Source organism: Pseudomonas sp. LBUM1660 (assembly GCF_059695935.1).
Window position 1 is genome coordinate 185,410 of sequence record NZ_CP166796.1, and the last position, 20,629, is coordinate 206,038.

Annotated in this window: 6 protein-coding genes and 3 pseudogenes; 4 read left to right on the forward strand and 5 right to left on the reverse strand. The window is 52.1% G+C overall.

From position 1 onward, the window contains the following. The first annotated feature begins 31 nt into the window (after positions 1 to 31). The 4 genes and pseudogenes from ACA068_RS30585 to ACA068_RS30600 all read left to right on the forward strand — a co-directional run. Complete coding sequence (locus ACA068_RS30585) at positions 32 to 3,811, forward strand: Tc toxin subunit A-related protein (RefSeq protein ID WP_497310706.1); 3,780 nt, start codon at positions 32 to 34, stop codon at positions 3,809 to 3,811. A gap of 72 nt (positions 3,812 to 3,883) precedes the next feature. Further along, positions 3,884 to 8,461, forward strand: coding sequence for a SpvB/TcaC N-terminal domain-containing protein (locus ACA068_RS30590; protein WP_497310707.1), 4,578 nt, complete (start codon positions 3,884 to 3,886; stop codon positions 8,459 to 8,461). After that, positions 8,458 to 11,298, forward strand: a complete 2,841-nt coding sequence (locus ACA068_RS30595; RefSeq protein WP_497310708.1) for an RHS repeat-associated core domain-containing protein — start codon at positions 8,458 to 8,460, stop codon at positions 11,296 to 11,298. The genes ACA068_RS30590 and ACA068_RS30595 overlap by 4 nt, the downstream gene beginning before the upstream one ends. A gap of 211 nt (positions 11,299 to 11,509) precedes the next feature. Continuing rightward, positions 11,510 to 11,611: pseudogene (locus ACA068_RS30600) on the forward strand (IS5/IS1182 family transposase); the annotation flags it as partial. 204 nt (positions 11,612 to 11,815) lie between these two features. Here the strand turns inward: ACA068_RS30600 and istB are convergent. The 5 genes and pseudogenes from istB to ACA068_RS30625 form a co-directional block, all read right to left on the reverse strand. Continuing rightward, the gene (gene istB / locus ACA068_RS30605) at positions 11,816 to 12,571 is read right to left on the reverse strand and encodes an IS21-like element ISPsy14 family helper ATPase IstB (protein WP_497310704.1); all 756 of its coding nucleotides are present in this window, start codon (positions 12,569 to 12,571) and stop codon (positions 11,816 to 11,818) included. A 20-nt stretch (positions 12,572 to 12,591) separates the two neighbouring features. Further along, positions 12,592 to 14,120, reverse strand: a pseudogene (gene istA / locus ACA068_RS30610) (IS21 family transposase). Positions 14,121 to 14,364: 244 nt separating this feature from the next. Further along, a pseudogene (locus ACA068_RS30615) lies at positions 14,365 to 15,107 on the reverse strand (IS5 family transposase); the annotation flags it as partial. Positions 15,108 to 15,345: 238 nt separating this feature from the next. Next, a complete protein-coding gene (locus ACA068_RS30620; protein WP_497310709.1) occupies positions 15,346 to 16,164 on the reverse strand; it encodes an RHS repeat-associated core domain-containing protein in 819 nt (272 codons plus the stop codon). A 146-nt stretch (positions 16,165 to 16,310) separates the two neighbouring features. Beyond that, entirely contained in the window at positions 16,311 to 20,282 is a 3,972-nt protein-coding gene (locus tag ACA068_RS30625; protein WP_497310710.1) for an RHS repeat domain-containing protein, read from the reverse strand. Positions 20,283 to 20,629 lie beyond the last annotated feature (347 nt).

A 20,629-nucleotide genomic window follows, 5' to 3' on the forward strand; every position in this document is an offset into this window, starting at 1 on the left:
GTTGTCACTATTCAGTACTCTGGAGTACATCATGAATAACCAAACCACCATTAATGTCATCCAGACCACGCGACGCGATGCACTGGTTGACTATTACACCACTTATTGCATCTCCCCAACAGTACTGGAAGACGGGACTTCCTTGAGGCAGCATGTCAACAACGCTGAAGAACTTTACGAGTATTTGTTACTCGACACCCGGATTGGCCCGGAAGTCCTGACTTCCCGGGTTGCCGAAACCATTTCCAGTTTGCAGTTGTACATTAATCGCTGCCTGAGGGGGACTGATCCGGATGTGAAGAACGTCCCGGGGTCCACCATGGTTGAGCAATCCAAGCCAGGCCGCTTTCTTTATGACTGGCCGGATTACAATCAGGTGTATTCGACTTGGGCGGGTAAGGAGCGTTTGCAGTATTACCCTTCTACTTATATCAGTCCTGGTTTGCGCTATAGCAAAACCGAACTATTTAAATCCTTAGAAGAGACCATTAACCAAGGACGTATTTCTGACAGCCGGGTACAAGCAGGCTTCCAGCAATATTTGTTCAGTTTCGAAACACTCGCCAACCTGAAAACCATCAGCGGCTATCAAGCAGGGACGAATGCATCTGCTGATTGTCAGGACACGCTGTACTTTATTGGTCGCAGCCAAAATGCGCCCCACAACTATTACTGGCGTAGTTGCAATATGGCTGTGCGCAGCGATGAGAACTCGCTTACGGGTGGTGCGTGGTCACAATGGTTAAAGATCAATGTGCCTACCGAGGAGGCCTTGGATAATATGATAAGGCCTTGTTGGTTCCACCAGCGGTTATATATTTGCTGGATTAGCCGAACGGCAAAGAATGGCATCGGTAGCAGCAATGTGACGATCGAATATGAATACTTTAGTAATATTTGGTATTTGCAGGGTGATGGTGTGTGGGTTTCTTATAAAAAGGAGCTTCTTGCACATAAGCCTTTGAAGTTTTCGATTGTCAATAATATGATTGCAGGAAAGTTGAGATTTTTAGACGAGTCTTATGCTCTTGGGGGGAAAGATTTTGTTTTTTCCGATGCTGCGCTATTAGAAGATAAGGCAAAGGAGGGGGATGTTCATGAGTTTCATAAATTAAATACTACTGTCACGGTAGGTTACTTTTCGAGTACTACCATTGAATTGCGTTATAAGCATGCGGCGACAGCCAGGGTTCGTCTGTTTGCACATGATGGTAGTGTCAGTGATGAGTTGCAGTTTCAGGTCAGCAATGATAGTAATTATATTTATGAATTGAATAATAATACTACGTATATTGAGGTGGGGTTGAACATTGGCGGCGTGTTGGAGAGTAAAAAAATTCATGTCTACATAGGTTATAACTTGCCATTATTCGGTCAGCTTTTTCATTTGGCTGGGGGGTTCTTAAAGTGTGCATTGGGTACTTCGACTGAGTTGGTTGTCAGCAATCTAGAGACTAGCGCTGCACCCTATTTTACTTCGGCGTTACAAAGTGAAGGTGTTGATGGTCTTTTAAGCTATAACTGTCAGGTTAAGAATGTAGAGCAGGGCAATACGGCCCCCATTGATTTTAATAGCTCCTATGGGTTGTATTTTTGGGAGTTGTTCTTCCATAGCAGTTTCCTGATCGCCGACCGTTATCTGACTGAGCAGAACTACGCTCAAGCAGAGCAATGGCATAAATATATCTTCTCGCCGACGGGTTATCGTAACAGTCTAGGCATCTTGGACACAGTAGAGGAGAACATCCGTTACTGGAACGTGGTGCCGCTGCAAACGGACCAGACCTGGAATACGTCGATTCCCGAGACGGTCGACCCTGACGTCATCGCCATGAATGACCCCATGCAGTACAAGATGGCGATTTTCCTCAGCAATCTAAACACGCTGATCGAGCATGGCGACAATTGCTACCGGATGCAGCAACGCGACTACATGGTTCAGGCCAAAATGTACTACATGCAAGCCTCACAAATGCTTGGTCCGCGACCGGACATCGATTACACCAACAGTTGGTCCAATCCCACGGTAGGAGTGGAGGCTTCTACCATCAGCCTCCAGCAATCCGACAGCAGTAATGAACAAACTTCTAGCCGCATGGCAACGTTGTTCAAGTTCCATCTGCAAGACGCCAATGGCAGTTTCCTGCCCCCTTACAACGCCGACCTGTTGCTGTACTGGGTAAAATTGGAGGTACGCCTCTACAACCTGCGCAACAACCTGACCCTCGATGGCCAGCCATTGGTGCTACCACTGTTTGCCACACCGGTTTCACCCACTGCCTTGCAGCTTCAGCATGGCGCGGGTAACGGCGCATTGGGTGGTTCAGTACCCGCCAACCAGCAGCTCAGTGAATTTCGCTTCCCGGTATTGATGGACAAGGCCCGCACGGCGGTGAGCAGCGTCATTCAGTTCGGTAACGAACTGCAAACAGCACTGCTGCAGCGTGATAACGAGTACATGAGCTTGTTGGTACAGACCCAGCAGCAACAGATATCGACCCTGACTGAGGAACTTCAGGTCGATAACATCGTCTCACTGACCTCCGGGGTGACTGCCGCGACAGAGGCGCTGAACAGTGCGAAAGCTCGCCTGGCACATTACACCGGCCTTTACAACAACTGGATTTCCCGCAGTGAGCAAAGTGCCATGGATCTGCGCGTGGCAGCCGGGGCGCTGAACGCCGGCTCGCTGATCAGCAACGTGGTGGGTGCTGCGGTTGAAATGGCACCTAACACCTTCGGGCTGGCTGTGGGTGGATCGCGATGGGGTGGTGCGGCACGTGCAGTGGCCTTTGGGCTGCAAGCGTCCGCTACGATCCTGGAAACCTCCGCCCAGCGACTGGATATCAGTGAGCAATACCGACGTCGACGCGCGGACTGGCAGATTCAGAAGGAAAGTGCGGAATTCGAAGTCAAACAGCTGACGGCACAAATTCAGTCGCAGAATCAGCAACTGGCGATGGCGCAAAAGCAAAAAACGTTGTACGCACAAGAACTGAGCAATATGCGTGCGCAGTACGCCCTGCAGACCACACGCTTCACCGGGCTGGAATTGTTTAACTGGATGACCGGTCGACTCTCTTCGCTTTACTACCAGCTGTATGACAGCGCGCTGGCGCTGTGCCTGACGACTAAAGCTGCGCTGGGACGCGAAATAGGTGATTCCAACGCCGGCAGTCTGTTCACCACGCCAATGTGGAACGATCTCTATCAAGGGTTGTTGGCCGGGGAAAGCTTGCAACTGGAGCTGCAAAAAATGGAGAACATCTACCTGCGCCTGGAAAAACGTGGGCTGGAAATTCAGAAAACCATTTCGCTCAATACACAAATCACTCGAGCTGTCAGCAGTAAAAGCTTTTCCGTGTCCCTGAACGGGGCGCTTTCGGGAAATCCGGTTGCAGCGGCTGGCGGCGTAGCAATCACGACGCTAAACGACGACAAGCTGGTCATTACGCTGGACATCGCTGAGCTTGATCTGAACGGCGCCTATGGCAGCACGGATAAGGTCGGGCGCTTCAAAAATATTAGCGTTACGTTACCAGCTTTGATTGGGCCTTATCAGGATGTAGAGGCCACCTTGAGTATGGGAAGCGGCAACTACGTTGCGCTTTCCCGCGGGCTCGATGATTCCGGCTTGTTTATGGTCGACTTCAACGATCCGAAATACTTGCCGTTTGAAGGCAGTTCAACCACCACCGGGACGCTCGTTCTGACGTTCTTCAATGCCGGCACAGGTCAGCAGCAGCGTGAGCTGGTGGAAAGCCTGGTCGATGTCATTTTCCATCTCCGCTACACCCTCAAAGGGTACTGACAGTGGCCGCGTGCCAGGGGCTCAGCCCTTGGCCGCGTTGGAGAACACCTGCGCAACTTTTGAGGATGAACTATGAGTACCAGTCAGAACACTCCCGTTGAAGTGAATCAACCCTCGCTGCCCAAAGGTGGTGGGGCAATCCAGGGCATGGGAGAAGCCCTGGGCAGCGTCAGTTTGACGGGTATGTCCAGCCGAACGCTGCCATTGCCCGTCTCCGCCGGACGAGGCCATGCCCCTGCATTGTCGTTGAACTACAGCAGCGGTGCCGGTAATGGCGCTTTCGCGATCGGTTGGGGCCTTTCTGAAATGACGATCCGCCGACGCACCAGTCGCGGCGCGCCCTTGTATCAGGAAGACGATACGTATTTGGCGCCGGATGGCGAGGTTTTGGTTCCAGAAACGGGCTCCGACCACATCGTGATTACTACCCAGTGTTCCAGCTATAGTGTGCTGGATCTCGGCCAGACCTATGCGGTCACGCGTTACTTTCCGTGTATCGAAGGTTCATTCAGCAAGATCGAACGCTGGAGCCCGGAAACTACCGAGGGTGATTTCTGGTTGTTGCACACGGCAGATGGTCAACTGCATTGTCTGGGCAAGTCCGCCGAGGCACGGATTACCGATCCTGCACAACCGGGCCACATCGGTGTCTGGCTGCTTGAAGAGTCGGTGACATTGACCGGCGAGCACATTCGCTATCGCTACAAGCAGGAAGACACTGTTAATTGCATCCTGAGTGGTCAGGAACCTTCTCGGTCACACACCGCCAATCGCTATTTGCAATACGTCGAATACGGTAACGTCACTGAATATCAGCCGCTCTATGCCTGGCGTAAATTCACGGCGACAGAGGCTCCGGCATGGCTGTTTACGTTGGTGTTTGACTATGGCGAGCGAACATTGAACCCGCTGGCGCCGCCGCCGTTGTCGACCTCTGACAGTTGGCCGTGCCGCTCAGATTCATTCTCCGACTACTCGTTCGGTTTTGAAGTGCGCACACACCGGCTGTGTCAGCAAGTGTTGATGTTTCACCATTTCCCCCAGGAGCTCGGACAGTCGGACAAACTAGTCTCGCGTCTGCTGCTGGAGTACCAACAGTCGCCGCAACTGACTCAGTTGATCGGCGCACAAGTGTTGGCCTATGAGAGTGACGGAACCGTTCAATCCCGACCGCCAGTGGACTGGTCTTACAGCTCATTTGCAACGGACTTTAACTCGTCCGGCTATGCGGCATTGCCAGCGTTCCCAAGCCTCAATGATGGTCAGCAGTATCAATTAGTTGATTTGTTAGGCGAAGGCCTCTCCGGGATTCTCTATCAGGAGGGTAACGACTGGCGCTACCGGGCGCCGATTCGCGGTATGCAAGGCCCCGATGCGGTCGGCTACGCGCCTTGGCAATCATTGCCGCAACTGCCTTCTCTACTGCCTGAGGGGAATGAGCGAAAGGCACTCGTCGACCTCATGGGCACAGGTCGACTCACCTGGCTGATTGCGCAACCAGGGTTGGCGGGTTATTTCACGTTGAACGCCGATCAGCGTTGGAGCCATTTCGTACCCTATCCGGCATTCCCCATAGAACTCCTGAATCAATCAGCGCAGATGGTCGATCTGATGGGTACTGGCCTGCCTGATCTGGTCTTGATTGGCCCCAAAAGTGTTCGGTTGTACGCCAACCACCGAGAGAAGGGCTATGGCGCAGGGCGAGATGTTGCGCATGACGGCAATGATCGTTTGCCGATTCAGTCGGGTGATCAAGCATCGATTGTTGCGTTCAGTGATGTGTTGGGCTCAGGCCAGCAGCATCTGGTCCAGATCCGCTATAACCAGCTCACTTGCTGGCCAAATCTAGGTCGAGGGGCCTTCGGCGAACCGTTGGTACTGGCCCAGCTTCCGTTCGACGAGCGTACATTCAATCCCTCTAGGGTTTTTCTGGCTGATCTGGACGGTTCCGGGGCGGCTGATCTGATCTATGCCGAGTCTGAGCGGTTTCTGATCTTCCTGAATCAGTCCGGAAACGGTTTCAGCAGTGTGCCACTGATCTTGCCGATGCCCGTGGGTGTACGGTTTGACCAACTGGACCAGGTCAATTTTGTCGATCTCAGTGGTACCGGAACGACCTCGCTGGTACTGACCGTCTCCCATACCAACCCCCAGCACTGGCACTACACTTTTGCAGCGTCCAAGCCGTACTTGCTGGTGTCGTCCAACAACAATCTGGGCACCCATACGAGCTATACTTACCGCAGTTCTGCACAGGAATGGCTCGACGAAAAGCAGGCATCGCCCGAGAGTGTCTGTGAGCTGCCATTCGCGGTACCCGTGGTATCGATACAGAGTACGCTGGATGAGATCAGCGGTAATTGCCTCACGCAGCAGTACCTCTATCGACACGGAGTCTATGATGGTGTTGAACGGGAATTTCGTGGCTTCGGCTTCGTCCAGCACCTGGACACTGAGCAGCATGCCCAAGCGACCGCGAATGATCTACCGACGGCTGCGCCGACGCTGACCAAGGTCTGGTACAACACCGGGCGGGAAGGTGAGGAACTGTCCGGTGCGCTTCCTTATGAGGACTCGTTGGTTTTTGACCTGGGAGCGCCGCGCTTAACCCGGTTAAATCCCGTGACCGGCAATGATGATCTACTGCCATCGATTGACAGTTCTATTCGCTACCAGATGTACCGTGCCTTGAAAGGCAGCATGCAACGGACAGAGATTTACGGTGAGGACGCCAGTCCCCAGCAGGGCGTTCCGTACAGTGTCCAGACAACTCGGATGCAGGTTCGCTTGCTTCAGGATGCCGTTTCTCCAGAGGCATACAGTATCGTCCTGCCAATGGCTCTGGAGCAACTGAGCGTCGGTTATGAGCGCATTGCCGGTGACCCTATCGTTCAGCAGCAAGTGACTTTGCTGACCGATGAGTTTGGTGCTCCGCTCTGGACCGTCGGTGTAAATTACCCTCGTCGGCCCAAACCGGCCACCAGTAGTTACCCGGCTTCTGTCCCGGATGCCGTGTGGGCGAGCACTTACGACGAAAACCAGATACCGCTGCGCCTGACCGAGAGTCGCAGTAGTGTCTACAACCTGACATGCTCGGATGAATGGCGGCTGGGGCTGCCTTATCAGCAACGGCAAAATGTGTTGATGTTCGCGACAGGGTACAGCGGCTACCCCTTGACCCGCAGTGGTTTAAGTTACGAAGCGCTGATCGCATCGGAAAGCCTGATCAGCGCGAAGCAACCGCGCACCTTTGCGGGACAAACAGTCACTTATTATTTCAATGCTTCAGGTACAGATGTTCTCCTCGCGGGAACACCACCTCCTGCGCTGGCATTGGTCCATCATCAGGAAACGGCTGAACTCGATGTCGAGACGCTCAAGGCATATGACGGCGTTTCGATCCTTGATCTGGAGGTTGCCTTACCCTCCGCGGGCTATTTGAAGCGCAGCAAGGTGTTAAGTTGGCCGACAGACGTAAATCCGGACATTTGGGTGATTCCCAGCGGTTTCAGCACCTATGTCGAAAATGGCAACCGGTTGCCGTTCTACCGGCTAAGAACCACGCAAAATACGCTCATCGTGGCGCCTCAAACATTTACCTACGATGCACACAGTTGCGTTGTCACGTCGGTCACTGACGGTGTAGGCAATCGAGTCCTGGCGTTTTACGATTACCGTTTTCTCAGACCGCATCGCATCATCGATGCAAACGAAAACACCCAGGAAGTGCTGTTCGATGCCTTGGGTCAGGTGGTTGCAAGCTCCGGTTACGGCACTCAGCTGGATGAGGCGGGTGACTCAGTGGCCATCGGATTTTCTCCGCTGACTGAATTTGATTCCAGCCACTCTGCCTTGGCCAGTATCGATGCCGCGCTGGAAACGCCCTCTGCGGCGATTCAACAGGCGGCGCAAGTCTATTTGTATGAATTTGAAAATTGGATGGGGTGCTTTTCCAGCCTCCGGTTTGCAACCCCTTTAGCTTTCCTTCCGAGTCTAGAACTCGAATGTGTTCTGCAGCAAAATCATTTTCTGACATTTAACGGAAAACTGCGCTCACACGCCCGAGCCTGGGCCCGATCAGGTGCACCATTCGAGGGTATCAACGAGTCGGTGCGCGGCGCGATTGCCCGTGTCGAGCGTCGTCCGGTGCAAGCCGCGACGCTCCTGGCAGATCAATATCCAGGCGCGCTCCCCGCTGCGCTGATCAGGATCTCACTGTCACTTTTTGACGGGTTTGGTCGCACCCTGCAGGCCAAACAAAAATGCCCGCCCGGGCTTGCGTATGTTGTTCGCGCTGACGGAGCACTGGAGATCAAGGCTGGAAATCCTGTTGAGCGTGATACGGGATCGGCGCCGCGCTGGGCCGTGTCCGGGCGCACCGAGTACGACAATAAAGGCCAGGCAATTCGAACGTATCAGCCTTATTTCATTGACGAGCCGATCTATGTCAATGATGCCAGTGCCCGAGAGTGGGGGTATGCCGATACCCATTACTACGACCCCGTTGGTCGTGAGTACCAAGTCATCACCGCGCTGGGCTACTTGCGACGCACGAGCATTTATCCGTGGTTCACCATCGCGGAAGATGAAAACGACACACTGCAAGAGGTCATGGATAACGACCTTTCCTTGCTGAGGACACTGTCATGAGTACCACTTCCAACCTAATCACTGCGCACCTGTGCAGTGGCACTCCCACAGTATCGGTTGTCGACAATCGTGGTTTGTCAGTCCGGACGCTGCAGTACAACCGTAATGCTGTCGGCGAGGCGGCTAATGAGTTGATTGCCCAACAACGCTACAGCATCAGTGGGCAGCTATTGAGCAGCATTGATCCTCGGTTGTTTGTTGCGCAGCAGGTCGATCCAGCGGTGTTGCCGAACTTACTCTACCATAACTCGCTGTCCGGCCAAGTGCTGCAGAATCAGAGCCAGGATGCCGGTCAGCAGGTCACGCTGTATGACATTGAAACCGGGCCAGTTTGGCAGGGTAGCAGTCGCGGACACCTCAAGCGTTTTGAGTATGACTCGCTGCATCGTTTGAGCCGCGTGTTTGAGCAAGACGGTACGGAACGTGAGCGGGTCAGCGAGCGTTATGTCTATGGTGATAGCCAGGCCAATGCCGAGCGGTCGAACAGTCGTGGGCAACTGGTTCGGCAATACGACACGGCGGGGCTCAACGAAGTGGGCGGTTACACGGTCAATGGCCAGCCCCAGCAGATGGTCCGACAACTTTTGGGGAATGACTCGGCGCACAGCGATTGGCAGGGGGCTGAAAACCAGTGGCTCGTGGTGCTGGAGCCCGAGCGACATCAAAGTCGCATCGGCTACAACGCGCTAGGCGAAGTGCTGAACAGTGTCGATGCCAAGGGCAATCAGCAACGTCAGCAGCTTGATATTGCCGGGCTGTTGGCAAGCAGTGGCCTGACCCTGGTTGGGCAGGCCGTGGAACGCCCGATCCTGACTTCCATCACCTACAGCGCCGGCGGCCAGGTGTTGCGTGAAGCGGCAAGCAACGGGGTGGTCACCGACTACCGCTACGAGCCGCAAACCCTGCGCCTGAGCCAGTTGATCAGCACGCGCCCGCCACAGGCCGGGCGCAGTTCGCTGTTGCAGGACCTGAGCTACGTCTACGATCCGGTCGGCAACATCCTGTCGATCAGCGATGCGGCGATTGACAACAGTTACCACAACAACCAGCAGATCGAGCCAGCCAACGATTATCAGTATGATGCGTTGTATCAACTGCTCACGGCCAGCGGCCGGGAGAATGTCGGGGCAAGCCGACAAGGCCCCGGGTTGTTGGAACCGAGCAGTGCCGACTCGAACCAGTACAGCAATTACACCCGACAATACCGCTATGATCGCGGCGGTAACCTGACCCAGGTGCGGCATGTCGGCAACCGCAATTATACCCTGGACATGCTGGTTTCCAACACATCCAATCGTGCTGCGCAGCAGACGGAGTTCCTGACGCAGGATGATGTCGAGGAGCAGTTCGATGTCGCCGGCAACCTGAAACAGCTGGTGGTTGGCCAACCGATGACGTGGGACGGGCGCAATCAACTGCAGTCGGTTACCCAAGTGCTGCGTAGCGATAGCGATGACGACGAAGAACACTACCAATATGACGGCGGCGGCACCCGGGTACGCAAAACCACGGTGAGTCATACCAGTGGTACGAGCCGTCGTGCGCAGGTGATCTATTTGCCCGGTTTGGAGTTACGCCGGATCGAGATCACGCAAGGCGCTAGTACCCGTCTCGAGGAAGGGTTGCAGGTCATCAGCGTTGGCAGTGCAGGTCGCCAGCAGGTGCGGGTGTTGCACTGGGAGGCAGGCAAACCGGACGACATTGCCAATGATCAGTTGCGCGCCAGTCTGGATAACCAGATCGGTTCGAGCTTGCTCGAGCTGGACCAGAACGCGGACATACTGACCCAGGAGGAGTATTACCCGTTTGGCGGCACGTCGGTGTGGTCAGGTAAAAAAGCCAGCGAAACCAAGTACAAGTTTGTGCGCTATTCGGGCAAGGAACGCGATGTGACGGGACTGTATTACTACGGTTTCAGGTATTACGCGTCGTGGTTCGGGCGCTGGATCAATCCGGATCCGGGCGGCACAGTGGATGGGCTGAACCTATACAGGATGTGCAGGAACAATCCGGTGACACTCAGGGATAGTAATGGACTACTAACAATCTGGGAGAATTTTAATGAAGAAAATGGTGATCTGGTTTATGGTCTGGCTAGCCCGCGGGGGCCTTATATTTCCTCTGCTTTAGGGCGACCATTTTTGCCGGAAAAAAAAGATGCCCCTGCATCAATTATTGACTTGTATAACAACGCTGTTTCCGGGCGAATAGTTTATGGCGTGCCAACCAAGACTTTGTCTAAGTTTATGAAGTCACCAAGAACGCATGAAAAGAAACTTTTCCCACCGATAAATATCAAAGACTTGGCGAAAGCCCATAGAGAGTACCCGTTGTGGGATAGCTATTTTTTAGCAGGTGAAAGTAATACAAAATTTAATGTGGCGTCCATATACAGGGAAGTCCACGATTCACACGGAAGAAGTCCGTATCATGAATGGTCCATGACTCCGGCAGCATTAGCACCAAAACTTCTTTGGAAAAGAGGAAGTAAACTAGGTATTGAGCTTGCAGCCAGCGGGGCTGGTAATAAAATCCATTTTGTTATTGATGAGCTGAATATATCATCCGTCGTCAGAAAAGAAGGTGGAGAAGGACAGTCCATTACGGCCAGTGAGCTGCGTTACGCATATAGAAACAGGGAAAGACTGGTAGGGAGAATTCATTTCTATAAGGATAATGTTGAGACAGAATCTCCATGGAATGCAGATCCAGAACTGTGGAGATCTTATAATCCAGGGTCAGCTTCTGGAGGAAGGGAAACAGTGCCAAGTAGACGGCAGAGTGGTACCAGAAATGTCTTTTCCACATTAGGAAAAATATTTAGAAGGCAAACTTAATCGTTTTGTTTTCATCAACTTCTGTCGGGAGCGGCGGCCACATAAAAAGTTGTGTGCGGGCTACATAATCGCAAGCTTCTATTTAAATGTTCCCGCTGGTCTAAGATGTATTTTTCACACAGATCAAAGATGCAGTGCGCTGGCCATAAACTCAGGAATGAATTTCTGAGGCATTGACATCGGTATCGCATGAGTCGCGAAGGTGAGTGTTGGGTGGGCGAAGAACATCGCTCAGCAGGCGACATTGTTCGCGTTGTCGAATCTGTGGATGGTGCGAAAGGGGTTGTTGAGTGCGGGAGAGGTTCGCCTGTAATGCGGGCTAATCGCCCTGAAACGGCGTGATTAGGGATGCTCCGATCAACTTGCCACGCGGTGGTGGTAAGTCGGAAATTCCCAGGTGTGCATCGCTATTTTGCGCATTCCACGCCATCCGGCCACCCAGCCCACCAACATCCGGCCACCTATTCCACGCTCATCCGGCCGGGCAGTCGGAGCGCAGCGACGCAGGTTTGTATTGTTAGTCTGAAGTCTCTGTCGCCGTCAATTTCGTTGCGCGTCTGCGCATCGATTCGCCCTTCAGTTCGATCCGATAAGCGTTGTGCACCAGCCGGTCGAGGATCGCATCGCCCAAGGTTGGATCGCCGATCAGCGCATGCCATTTGTCCACTGGCATCTGGCTGGTCACTAGCGTCGAGCGGTTGCCGTAGCGGTCGTCCAGCAGTTCAAGCATGTCGCGCCGTTGCGCAGCGGTAAACGGCGCCAAGCCCCAGTCGTCCAGGATCAGCAAATCGGTCTTGGCATAACCCGCCATCAGTTTCGCGAAGCGGCCGTCGCCGTGGGCCAGGCCTAGTTCTTCCATCAAGCGCGGCAAGCGCAGATAACGCACGCTGTAACCGTCGCGGCAGGCCTTATGAGCCAGCGCGCAGGCGAGCCAGGTTTTGCCTACGCCAGTTGGGCCGCCGATGATCAGGTTCAGGCCGTCGCGCAGCCACTGGCCGCTGCCCAGTTGCAGGATCAGGGACTTGTCCAGACCGCGCGGGCTGCGGTAGTCGATGTCTTCCAGGCAGGCGTTATGGCGCAGTCGTGCAGCCTTGAGGCGAGTAGTCAGGCGTGCGTCTTCGCGCTCGGTCAGCTCGCGGTCGACCATCAGACCGAGGCGTTCGTCGAAGCTGAGATCGTTGATGTCAGGCGTTGCGTGTTGTTCGCCAAGCGCCTTGATCATGCCGTGCAGGCGCAGGGTTTGTAGCTTGTCGAGTGTCGGGGTGGGCAGCATTTTGGTGCTCCTTTTTCAGGTCAGTGGTAGTAGCCAGGGCCGCGCAGATTGATGTGTTCTTCGGGCAGTAACGGCAGGTTTGGCTGGGCAAGCGGCAGCCGTTCCAGCCCTTGGCGCAGGATCGATTCCAAGCTTTTGTAGCTGCACGCGCCCAGTGCCAGCGCTCGCTGGCAAGCGGCTTCCAGCCGCTCTTCGCCGTGCTGTTTGCTCAGGCGCAGGATCCCCAGGCAGGCGCGGAAGCCGTGCTGCGGATGGATTCGGCGTTCGAGGATATGAGCGATGACACCAGCGGTGTTCGGCCCGGTCTGCTCAGCCCAGTGGATCAGTCGCTGCGGCGTCCATTCGGCATGTTCGCGGTGACTTTTGGGCATGTGCTCGGTTTGGGTGGTGTGGCGGCCTTTGTGCATGGAGCGCAGATGGCTGGCCACCCGCTGGTTGGCGTGGAAGCACTCGACGGTCTTAGCGGTTAGCCGCACTTCGAGTGGGTGCTTCACCAGCTGGTACGGAACCGAGTAGTAATGGCCGTCGACCTCCACGTGGTAGTCGATGTGCACTCGCACCTTTTTCCATTCGGCGTAGACATACGGATGTTCTGGTAGCGGTTGCAGTGCGGGTTGGTCGATGGTCTCGAAGGCCGAGCGGCGTGAGCCGGGCAGTTTCTTGAAGGGCTTCTGATTGAGGCGATCCAGCAGCAGCGCGATGGCTGTGTTGAGTTCGCCCAAGGAGAAGAACTGGCGGTTGCGCAGCACCGCCAAGATCCACCGCTCGACTACCTGTACGCCGACTTCAACCTTGGCTTTGTCCTTGGGTTTACGCGAGCGCGCGGGCAGCACGGCTACGCCGTAATGCTCGGCGAGATCGCGGTAACTGGGGTTGATATCCGGCTCGTAGCGATGCGCCTTGGTGACGCCGCTGCGCAGATTGTCCGGTACCAGGATCTGCGATGTACCGCCGAGAAAGGCGAAGCAGCGTACGTGCGAGCCCAGCCAGTCGGGCAGTTTCTGCGACCAGGTGGCCTCGGCGAAGGTGTAGCTGGACGCGCCGAGGACGGCGACGAAGATCTGCGTCTGGCGGATCTCGCCGGTTCGCCGATCAATGACCGGCACGGTCTGGCCGGCGTAATCGACAAACAGCTTTTCTCCGGCACGGTGTTCCTGGCGCATGACCACGTCGACCTTGGCAGCCCAGAGGCGGTAGTGCTCGCAGAACCAGCTGTACTGGAAGCCTTGCGGATGGGCGAGTCGATACTCTTGCCAAAGCAGGGCCAGGGTGACGCCGGGGCGGCGCAACTCGGCGTGAACCCATGCCCAGTCGGGCATCGGACGCTGATCGCTGATCGCTGATCGCTGGGAACGGCGGGCGGCGGTGGAAAAAGCCGCCGTTGCAACTCGGCGTCCGTTAACGCAGACGGCCAAGTCAGGCCGCTGGCAGCAAAGCGATTGAGGTACTCACCGACGCTGGCTCGACCCACTTGCAAGCTGACAGCGACCTGGCGGGCAGATAGGCCGACCTCGAACTTGAGACGTAGCACTTCTCGAATCTTACGCATGGATAACCGCTCCACGACGACCTCTCAGCTTCGATAAAAGAGGTCGATGGTAGTGAATTAATCCTGCGTTGCTGCCTGCTTTAAGGGTGGCCGGATGAGCGTGGAACGGGTGGCCGGATCACCGTGGAATCAGTGGCCGGATGTTCATGGAATACGCGGCCGGATGGGCGTGGAATCCGCAGCTATTTGCGGAAAAACGCTTTTTACCCAACTGAATGGCGGCTTTTCTGCCTGGTTCTCCGCTTCAGTCGCGCAACTCGCCCATCCCCATCAGCTGTTTTCGAGCCATCCACAGGTTTGGCAGGGCGCACAGCGTGCTCAGCTGAACCGTGTTTTTCATCAGTCCACGAAAACGCACTTTCATATAACAAAACTGCCGCTTGATCACCCGAAACGGATTTTCAATCCTTGGCCCGTGTCTGAGCTTTGCAGTACTCGATCTTGCGCTTAGCTCTTATAGAGCAGGCTGCGTTTATTCAACTTGGAATAGTTGCTGCGATTTGCCAGATTACTCACGATTTTCATGCTCTTCGCGCTTTTCGACACCCGTGTATCCGGCGAATGCATACACGGCGTTTTCGTCGCCATGCAGCAGTTCGGCGACCTGTGTCACATCGGCTACATTCGCCGCCGTACCGTGAACGTGATGAACCAGCCCGGACTCTGCATCGGCGCCAATATGGGCCTTCCTCCCGAAGAAATATTGGTTACCTTTCTTGGTCTGATGCATCTCAGGATAGCGCTTGCCTTCTTCGTTCTTGGTCGAGCTAGGTGCATGAATAATAGTGGCATCGACGATGGTGCCCTGTCGCAGCGACAAGCCTTTTTCCTGCAAATAGCCGTTGATGACCACCACGATTGCAGGGGCCAACTGATGCTTTCCAGCAAGTGCCGGAAGTTCATGATCGTGGTGTCTTCGGTGATCGGCGCGCTCATCGTTAGACATGGGAACTTGCGCATGGGCGTGATTTCATAAAGCGCTTCTTTTTTCACTTTGGCATTCGGGCGTGCATCATGAAGCACTGTCTCCTGAAAGAGTTCAGGAGACAGCATTTAGGATCAACTGGCGGCTTTGAAGGAGTAGGTGATGGGTCGTTTACAATGCAGACTGATCGCTTCCTGCCTCCTTGGCTACGTTGTCTAAATGACCCAATCGTTCAGGTTCATTCGCCTGTACCATCCGGTATCTGCAACAATACTTTTCGTACAGAGCTTGGTGTTTTGTTCAGATCAGTCCACTACTCAAGCCCGGTCGAATGCCTGGCTGGATTGAACGTAAACCGATGTTAGATAGAACTCCAGGTTGGTTTGCCGGGTAGGAGAGTCCTCGAGGCATGCCAAAGCTTTTAGCAGGAAATTTTGATAATACGCCTCCGCCCAAAACCATCCCGATACCCGCTAGCGTGAATGCAAATCCAACGTTTTTCAAGGCATGGCTATCGGTTGCCACACCCGCAAATATCAGACCAGAACCTGTCAGCGTGGTAAGAACGCCTACACCTTGTAGAAGAGTTGCAGTTCCGCCACCTAGCCCCGTACCAACGGCAAAGGATGCTGCACCCAACCCATAGGATATCCAGCCCAGTTTATCCGCATATTCGTTATCACCTTGCGCGTCATAAATGCCCGAGGCTATCCCTGTTCCGATTGCACTCAATCCAAGACTGGCAGCGGCAACACCAACAGCCAGTGCGGTTAAAGACAAGCTCGCCCCGCCGGTAGGGATAGCAAGAACCACGCCCACGACCGTACCGACGACGCCCAAAATAATTCCTCCAATGGCTTGCCAACTAATATGACCCGTGGGGTCTATATAGTTAATCGGATCCAACTGACAATATTGGTAACGGTTAACACCAGCCGCTCCAAAAGGACTTAAACTGTCGATCGAATAGAACATGCGCAAAGCTGGACTAAAAGCACGATAGCCATTGCCCAGCAGATATGTATTAGAAACTGCATCACGAATCAAACCATTGAATCCACGAGTATTACTATCGATCAGAAACGCTCCGGCAACGGGAGAGTTGTTAACTGTTATCATGTTAATTCACCAATTGGCTTCATTGAAAGTTTTGGCCGAGACCAGCGTCGCGAAGCAGCAGATAGCCGCGGTGATATAAGCGATCGGTATCACGGCGGGGTTCGGTTTATCCATGCTAATTACCTCTAGCTAAATTCATTTAACAATTACCATTCACGGGACTCTCCAAAATCCGAGTAATCATGATAAATGGTTTCCACAATATTCCCGCCGGGTAAGCACTTTGTAACGCAACGAACAGTTCCAGCATTATCTGTTCCAAAGAGTTCAAGCTCTTCCCGCTCACCTCGCAGTAGGTAGCGACCAATGATAACATCACCAAATGACAGGTATAACGTTTTGGTATCACCACTGATTTCGCCAACAACCATATCGCCATCATAAACATAGGTGATATTTTCGCTACCTTTAAGAATTTGACTTGTTTTTCCAAATGGATCATACAAATAATCAAACACCACATTTTCATTGTAAACGTCACATGACGTCACGCTATTGGCGGCGTCATATTTAAAGAAACGAGTGTCGGCCCCGGTTTCAGGACCATTGGTTAAATTCCCCATAAAGTCAACATTGAAGTTCACAAATCTTCCGCCATCATTGATCTTGCTTACCCGGTCGCCGTGATAGCTGTACTCCTGCGTGTTTTGATTAGTGATCTCAATAGTGCTGAATCGCTGCCCACCTGCGAAGTTATAGTTCGTCACCGAGGGTGTCGTCGTACCTTTGGTCGTGGTGGACGAATGCAAATGACCATATGCCCCAAGATAGGTAAATGTTTGGTATATGTTGTCGGTAGCATTCTCACCTTTGCTTAATTGGCGGGAGATAATTAGCTCATTATTACCGTATTCTATATGAACATCGAGAATCACACTCATTGTTTCATTTTTTCTGATTGCTAAGCTTCGGCGAGACTCAAAATTAGAGGTGTCATATTCAAAAGACAGTATGGCAAACTCTTCGTTGGCACCTGAAAACTTAGAACTTTGTACTCGGATGCTTGAAAGGGCTCCATTCCTATCGTAAGCCGCTCCTATTAAAATATCCAAATCGCCGTATTTCTTCACCCATAGTCGACCGTAGTGATCATAGTGGTAGCTTTGCTGCTTTCCGAGATGGTTGGTGGCGATCATGACACGATCCCCCTTGGCGGAATAAGTCTTTTCAGTCGTGGTAGATGTACCGGTACCATATGTGCAACAGGTTTTGGTCAGCGCCCCCTTGGCGTTGTAGGTGTATTCAAATTTCGCCGTTTCGAGATCGGAACGGTAAGCGTGTGCTTGAATGATTGAACCCGTTCTTTTGTTATAGATATATTTAAACTTGATGTCTGGGGCTTTGCTTAGCGTCTTGACAATTTCGTCCGTTGACAGGGTGGTCGAGTTAAATATGGTTGAAATCCTGGCTTCGTCAGCAATATTGGAACTGGAAGGTAGTTTGTAATAAGGCTGTGCATAGCTAAATGTCTGGTCGTCCTGTTGAATCAGTCGTCCAAACCCATCGTAAGACTGTCTCGACTCAAGCACTACCTCTTGCTGTGTATTGAGTGAGGTGGTGCTGGTAACAGATGCCGATAGATTCATATTTTGCAAAGCGGAATCATAGGTGTAGGTGTTGCAGTCGACACGGCCGCGACCATCAGAATCATGTACCGTTTCTTTTATCAACCTGTCAAATTGATCATATTCAAAGTTTGAACGTCCACCCGTACGATTAATGGTCTCGACCTTCCTGCCAAAATGATCGTAGGTCGTTTGTTCAATAGGGCACAAGACATGATTGTTTCCATGATTCGTAATGACAGAGAGGGATGTGACTTTTCCGGTGGAATCAAACGTTTTTCTATAGATGGCACCACTTGGTTGTTGGTGGTCCTCTGTGTTGAGCACCTTATTTCGCTTGATTGTGCTTGTCGTCCCATCGGGATGGTTGATCTTGACAAGCTCCTTTGAATCGTAGATATACTTGGTTGTGTTACTGACTAAAATCTCAGCTCCTGAAGGAATTAGAACTTTGTCGTATTCAGTCTCCGAGGAAATCAAACCGCTGGCAAAGTACTGTAATTTTTTGACGCAAAACTCAACACCATCGGGAAATGTTTCCAGAGCATAGCTGAGTTGGTTGTTGAAGTTAATGTAACTGGTGAACTGCATGCCACTGGAGTTCGTAGCTTTTACAATATTCTGGTAGCCATAAGTGCTGTCGATGTGTCTGTAGTACTCATAGCTGTATTTTTTTTCCCGCTGCCAGTCTGTTCCGCAAAAATTCGTCTCTTTTATTAGTCGATTTTCTGCATCGTATTGATAATTAGTTATAGCACCATTAAAATCCTCTTCTGTATAAGTGAGACCGGAGGAAAGACTAAATATTTTAGATGTATTTTTTTCCAGAGCGCCCCCAGCATCAATTGAACGATGCGATGTGTCTATCTTGGCCAGGGAGTTTACTTTGGTGTACGTGTAAGAAATAGTGTATGGCGTGCTGTCTGACGGGTGTTTCTCCCACAGTTGCATGCCTACAAAGATTCGAGCGTTCTCGTCGGTGTCATTGGTAGCTGAAACATAATCGGCAGTAGAAAGGATGATGCCATTTGTTTTTGATTCCACAGCGCGCACCATGTAGGGTGTGATCGTCGTGGGAGGAGTGGATAATATCGGCGATGTATAAGACAAGCCCTGTATTTTTTTGTACTTGATTTCAAGCGTTTTCATTTCATCACTGGAGGACTCTGACTTAATTTCAGAGCGCTTCAGGTGGCAGGCAAAGTATTCGTTTTGCGTGGGCGGGCAGCCATCTTCCAATGTGGAGTCAGCAGGATAATAGATATTGTTTGTTGTAAGGCCGGAGACTTCTCGGTGAGATAGCAAGTTCCCGAACACGTCAAAACTGCGAGTTTCGTAAATTTCTCGTTGGGCATTAGACGAGTCGCTGTATACTGTACTCTTTTTAGTCCAAAATGATAAATTAGCTGGCTGCCCGTTGATGTCTTGATTTTTTACGACCGGGTATGTAAACGTAGTCAATGAATGTCTAGTGCTAGTCAGCGCATCAATGTATTCTTCTTCGACAGTTAGGTGAAACCTATTGAACGTTCTTTTGATTTTAATATCATCGTGCACTTCGGTAACGGTGTAGTTAAAATCATCGCGTCGGTAAATGCAGTTATCGCGACCGGGCATCTGGGTAGTTACAAGAGGGTAGCCGGTAAAGTTTTTATCACTGTACTCATAAACTACGGTTGCTTTGTTGCTTAGCGCAGGGTCATTGCCCATGGTTACTAGCTTTGATACAACATTGATCGTCTGAGAACCATTATAACTAATCTCTTTATAGGTAAAGACTTGTACCTGCCCTGTGGGCTTTATGATTTTTGACAAGTATACAAGGCCGTCTTTTTTTGCGGTGTACTCAAACTGGAAGCGTTGATCGCTATTGTTGGGGAGCGAAATACTTTTCACAATGTCCTGATTTATATTTCGCTGAATGTAAACTTTGGTCGTACTTCGCTCGCCGGCGGAGAATTGTGTGACTGTGACCACTCGCACCATTGACCCGGGGGGAGCAACGCCGTAATCAATGGCTAGTTCATTGCCATAGCCATCGTTAATTTTAGATAGGACTTGATAGGCCTCTCCTGGCTGGCTTTCATATGTAAAATTCAGGCTGTGCCCACTGGCTGAAACGAGTTTGGTAATCGCCCCTAGTTCATTATAGTATTCTACGGTGCCGTTTTTGTAAGCGATGACGGTGTTCCAATAAGATATCGAACCGTCAACGATTCGCTTCTTTTCAATTTTTATATCCTTGACACGATGATACTCCAGCACAAAGTTTCCGGTATATTGCGCTGATTTACCGTCGCCAAAATAGATTGTACGATTATTGAAATCAATGCGCGGAGAATTGATAAGCCAGTTTCCGCCAAATCCATATTTATTATTGCCGGGGTTTCCTGGATTCGAAGAAATCGTTAGATTGAATGCTACCCGGTCTTGAAGGCCGGAACTGATCTGCCCCAGCGACACGGAGACAACTACACCGCCGGTTCGATCATTTACGGATGATGAAATTGACGACAGGTTGTATGCCTCTGATGTAACAGCAATGGTGCTCATAGGATTATACCTTCAAAGTTTTCGTGGAGTGCTCGCACAACTATCCATATGCTCGAAAAATGAAAAGTTGGATTTAGCACTAGAGAGTGCCGTGGAAACACTGAAGTAAATATAAATCATGCGCCCCCTGTGTATGCCTTAAGTCTAAAATCGGACTAAACTTGACGAAGGCAGGAGCTGAGTTCCATACCGTTATTGAATTGAAGAAGTGATCGATCGAGTGCGAGTCGATGGGGGCAGTCGACTGTGTCACAACAAGCCGACCCTAAAGCTTGCCCGCTGCGTCGGCAGGCACGTGAGCACACCCCACAGATAAGCATACGGATCATGCCCATCAAGCCACACAG

Excerpts from the sequence above, each read along its gene's own strand:
- ACA068_RS30595 (WP_497310708.1), top strand. The coding sequence starts at position 8,458 with ATGAGTACCACTTCCAACCTAATCACTGCGCACCTGTGCAGTGGCACT.
- istB (WP_497310704.1), bottom strand. The coding sequence starts at position 12,571 with ATGCTGCCCACCCCGACACTCGACAAGCTACAAACCCTGCGCCTGCAC.
- ACA068_RS30620 (WP_497310709.1), bottom strand. The coding sequence starts at position 16,164 with ATGATAACAGTTAACAACTCTCCCGTTGCCGGAGCGTTTCTGATCGAT.
- ACA068_RS30585 (WP_497310706.1), top strand. The coding sequence starts at position 32 with ATGAATAACCAAACCACCATTAATGTCATCCAGACCACGCGACGCGAT.
- ACA068_RS30625 (WP_497310710.1), bottom strand. The coding sequence starts at position 20,282 with ATGAGCACCATTGCTGTTACATCAGAGGCATACAACCTGTCGTCAATT.
- ACA068_RS30590 (WP_497310707.1), top strand. The coding sequence starts at position 3,884 with ATGAGTACCAGTCAGAACACTCCCGTTGAAGTGAATCAACCCTCGCTG.